The organism is Companilactobacillus crustorum JCM 15951 (genome assembly GCF_001434585.1).
Taxonomy (GTDB): Bacteria; Bacillota; Bacilli; order Lactobacillales; family Lactobacillaceae; genus Companilactobacillus; species Companilactobacillus crustorum.
The window spans coordinates 1-4,337 of sequence record NZ_AZDB01000067.1 but is presented as its reverse complement, the minus strand read 5'-3'; the positions used below and the strand labels follow the sequence as shown (position 1 = coordinate 4,337).

Sequence of the window (4,337 nt, the reverse complement as noted above, 5' to 3'; positions counted from 1 at the left end):
TATTTCAACCACATCAGTTAGTATACTCATACTATAACCAAACTTGAGTGAGAATCATTTTTCATAGATACTAACTTTTATTTTTAATTATTTTCTCAAAATTTTTACCTAGAATTCAGCATTACCAGGTGTTCTTGGATAAGCAATAACATCTCTGATATTTTCCATACCAGTGATATACATAACTAATCTTTCAAAGCCAATACCAAATCCTGAGTGAACTGTACCACCGTACTTACGTAATTCTAAGTACCACTTGTAGTCATCTTCGTTCATATCAAGTTCTGACATTCTTTCTTCAAGCATATCGAGACGCTCTTCACGTTGTGAGCCACCAATTAATTCACCAATTTCAGGTACTAACAAATCGGCTGCAGCAACTGTCTTGCCATCATCATTAGCACGCATATAAAAGGCTTTGAAGTCTTTAGGATAGTCTGTAATGAAAACAGGCTTCTTATAAACTTGTTCTGACAAATAACGTTCATGTTCTGAATCAAGATCAAGACCCCAATATGGTTTAACCTCAAATTCAACATCAGTTGCTTTTTCAAGAATATCAATTGCATCAGTATACGTCACATGAGCAAATTCTTCATTAGCAGTAGCTTTCAGGCGATCAATCAAGGTGTTATCGACATTTTCATTCAAGAAGTCTAGTTCTTCTTTGGCATGATCCATAACGTAATTAATCACATATTTAAGCAAGGCTTCGGAACAATCCATTTCATCCTTCAAATCAGCAAAAGCCATTTCAGGTTCGATCATCCAAAATTCTGAAGCATGACGTCCTGTATGTGAATTTTCAGCTCTGAATGTAGGTCCAAAAGTATAGACATTTCTAAAGGCTAAGGCAAATGGTTCAACTTCTAGTTGTCCACTAACTGTTAAGTTAGTTTCTTTTCTAAAGAAGTCTTCATTATAATCAACTTTGCCCTCATCTGTCTTAGGAACGTTGTTCATATCAAGGGTTGTAACTTGGAACATTTCCCCTGCACCTTCGGCATCAGAACTCGTGATAATTGGTGTGTGAACGTAGACAAAATCATTGTGTTGTAAATATTCATGAATAGCAAAAGCTGCCAACGAACGAATACGGAAAACTGAATAGAATGTATTAGTTCTAGGACGCAAGTGTGCTACGCTTCTCATAAATTCATATGAATGAGCTTTCTTTTGCAAAGGATAATCTGAATCTGAAGCACCTTCTTCAACAACCTCTGTAGCATGAATTTCAAATGGTTGTTGAGCTTTAGGAGTAAGTGCCAATTCACCTACAACCTTAATCGTTGTACTGATAGGGTATTTAACTACTTCAGCGTAATTTTCAATATCGCTAGTAATAACGACTTGAACATTTTTAAAAAATGAACCATCATTTAATTCGATAAAGCCTACTCGTTTTGATCCTCTAATTGTACGAATCCAACCAGAAACAGTGATTTGATCACCGTCAGCAAATTCTTTTTTGTATAAATCTTTAACTAAAACGTTTTGCATTGATTTCTCCTTCTATAAATCGGAATACTATAACACTAAAAAAAGACCCTTCATCCCTAATAAAAGGGACGAAAGACCTTTCCGCGGTACCACCCAAGTTTTTTAAAAAAAACACCTCAAAGTACATTACATACTCTCCAATTATAACGTACTGGGCCACGTCTAAACCTACTCTCGAAATTTCAGCTAGAAAAGCAAAGATGTTTTTCCTATATACCGACACGCCAAGCTCTCACTAACCTTGGCTCCCTGTAGATAAAGTATACAGTACTCCTTCTTTTAATATCTTATATATTAATTTTCTTAAATGTAGCATATTTTCATACAGATTGTAAAGTACAATATTAAGTGAAAACTTCTATTATTTGGGGGAATAATAATGAAAAAATCTTTTAAATGGTTAATCGGGATTGTAATCGCATTAATCGTTGTAGGCTTCGCTTCCATCCTGTTTATTAAAAGTAAGGAATATCATCCTAGTGCCACGGCTCTTAACGCTGCTAGTGACTCCACTTTAGTTAATGGTACTACCAAGTTTCAAGGCGACGATACTAACCCTATGATTATCTTCTACCCTGGTGCCTTAGTCGCTCCTAAAAGCTATAGTATCTGGGCCAAAAACTTAGCCGAAGCAGGTTACTCCGTTTATATTGTTCACTTCCCATTAGATTTAGCAGTTCTTAAAACTAATGCTGCTGCTTCAGTTCAAAGAAATCGCGACTATATTATTGGAGGCCATTCTTTAGGCGGAACTATGGCTTGTCGATATGCCAAAAATAATTCCAAGAATCTTAAAGGAGTCTTTTTACTTGCTAGTTATCCCGAACAAAAGGGCAACTTACATGAAACTAAAGTTCCCGTTATCTCACTAACTGCCAGCAATGATGGAGTATTAAATCGTAAAAATTATAAAAAAGCCAAAAAATTATTGCCTCCCGATACAATTTATGAACAAATTTCTGGAGGAAATCACGCTGGCTTCGGTAGTTATGGCAAGCAGTCTGGCGATAATGTAGCTTCAATCAGTAATGCTAAACAACAAAATATCATCAGCAATCTATTGATAAATTGGTTACACAGTAATATTAGTGAATAAATTAAAACGTTTTCATAATTTCCCACAAAAGCGCATACATTTTTGTTATACTAACGTTAGTCGTTACATTTTTTTGGGGGAATTACGACTATCTTAATTAAGAAAAATATTACTTTAACTGAAGATGCACAAGTTTTCATTCAAAAATATATCAATTACATTGGGGAAGTTAATCCTGCCGACATCTACGAAGGACTAACTGACAAGCAAATCTTAAAAAATAAATTTATTTTCAAAATTTCACAACTAAACAACTTAGATTTAGCCAATATTGATCTACATATAACTAATAATACAGTCTATATTCTGGCTAGCGTTTGGAATTCAAAAGTCATTAAAATTGGAACAGTTGCCTTAACTAATCAATTAAAATTGGCTTTAAGTCATGGTTATTATCCTTCCCTACAAATCTCTGGGGGTAACTGTAAAAAAGTTATAACAACCGAATATGGCGAAGATACTATTTCAAATGACTTTGTACCTTATCAACTAAAATTAGTCGTACATCAAGCAGATACTAAACAATATCATTCACAAAAAATTGATAGCATTTATCAGTCAACTTTTAAAAATGAAAATAGCTTAATCTCGCTAGCTAAAAATTTAATGCGCTGCTTTGCTGTCTTTGGACTTTTACTAGGTATTGGTTTCATGTTTCTTGGTTTCTTTCTAACCGGTCTAATGGTTGTAGTAGCTTTCTTCGGAGTCAATTCATATACCCTCTTATTGGCTGACACTCATATGCAGCAACAAAGTCAAAGGGCAAATTAAATTATTTACAATAAAAGCTGAAAGAATAAGGAAAGCACTTTACCTTCCTATTCTTTCAGCTTTTTAAGTTAAAATTTTTCGACTATAAAACAAATTATTGTTTCTTATAAATCCCTCGATCTCTAATATACCAGGCCACATCATCAGGAACAAAATACTTCAATGGTTTCCCTTCCCGAACTCGTTTCCTGATTTCAGATGAGCTGATTTCTATTTCTGGCGTATTGACCCAAAGAATCGGATACTGAGACTTCTTCTCAAAACCTTTCCGACACACGCCGACAAAGTGAACCTGTTGAACCAAATCGTCAATATGTGACCACTTAGAGAGATTCTCAATCATATCGTAGCCAACAATCAAATAGTAATCAGTATTTGGATTTCGAGTTTTAAGCTTCTTAATCGTTTCATAAGTATAACTGATACCACCTAAATCAATATCCGTCATATCCAGTTGAAAATGAGGATTATCACGAATGCCAAATTTGATCATATTAATACGGTCGTCAACACTGACTTTAGGGATATAACGACTGACACCGCGATGTGGCGGTACCTTATCTGGAATAAAGAGGATTTTGTCCAAACATAATTGTTCATAAACTTGTTCTGCAATCATTAAATGACCATAATGGATCGGATTAAACGGCCCTGTCAAAATTCCTACATGTTTTTTATTAGCATTATATAATTTTTGTGGTTGAACTTTAGTTTTAGTTAAAACTGACTCTCCAGTATACATAATCTCGCCCGCTTTACTAATTTACTTTATGTATATTATAGACTTTTGTTTAAGCACGATGTAAAAATTTGATTTTAAATGCCAAAAAAGTCAATTACCTTTTATATCGGGCTCTTTCTCAAGTTGAGCTATAGCGTAAATATGTTTAACTTCCTGTCCTCCACAAAAATTGTGAATGCTGTTGGAACGCTATGGGCCAGTTTGAAACTAATCATTTTACACTTCGTG

Annotated in this window: 4 protein-coding genes and 1 other annotated feature; of the genes, 2 read left to right on the top strand and 2 right to left on the bottom strand. The window is 34.4% G+C overall.

All coding sequences use genetic code 11. The features are described from left to right. Positions 1 to 108 precede the first annotated feature (108 nt). Complete coding sequence (gene asnS / locus FD26_RS10555; RefSeq protein WP_057868384.1) at positions 109 to 1,500, bottom strand: asparagine--tRNA ligase; 1,392 nt, start codon at positions 1,498 to 1,500, stop codon at positions 109 to 111. Positions 1,501 to 1,561: 61 nt separating this feature from the next. Further along, positions 1,562 to 1,793, bottom strand: a binding site (T-box leader). 86 nt (positions 1,794 to 1,879) lie between these two features. Between asnS and FD26_RS10545 the strand changes: the two genes are divergently transcribed. Beyond that, positions 1,880 to 2,596, top strand: coding sequence for an alpha/beta hydrolase (locus FD26_RS10545; protein ID WP_057868382.1), 717 nt, complete (start codon positions 1,880 to 1,882; stop codon positions 2,594 to 2,596). Between the two features lie 372 nt (positions 2,597 to 2,968). Further along, the gene (locus tag FD26_RS10540; protein ID WP_057868381.1) at positions 2,969 to 3,367 is read left to right on the top strand and encodes a hypothetical protein; all 399 of its coding nucleotides are present in this window, start codon (positions 2,969 to 2,971) and stop codon (positions 3,365 to 3,367) included. Between the two features lie 94 nt (positions 3,368 to 3,461). Here the strand turns inward: FD26_RS10540 and FD26_RS10535 are convergent, their stop codons facing one another. Beyond that, on the bottom strand, positions 3,462 to 4,109 hold the full coding sequence (locus FD26_RS10535; protein WP_057868380.1) for a nicotinate-nucleotide adenylyltransferase: 648 nt from the start codon (positions 4,107 to 4,109) through the stop codon (positions 3,462 to 3,464). Between the last annotated feature and the right edge of the window lie 228 nt (positions 4,110 to 4,337).

Bases quoted from the DNA above. Each gene is read 5' to 3' on its own strand.
- asnS (WP_057868384.1), bottom strand. From the start codon at position 1,500: ATGCAAAACGTTTTAGTTAAAGATTTATACAAAAAAGAATTTGCTGAC.
- FD26_RS10545 (WP_057868382.1), top strand. From the start codon at position 1,880: ATGAAAAAATCTTTTAAATGGTTAATCGGGATTGTAATCGCATTAATC.
- FD26_RS10535 (WP_057868380.1), bottom strand. From the start codon at position 4,109: ATGTATACTGGAGAGTCAGTTTTAACTAAAACTAAAGTTCAACCACAA.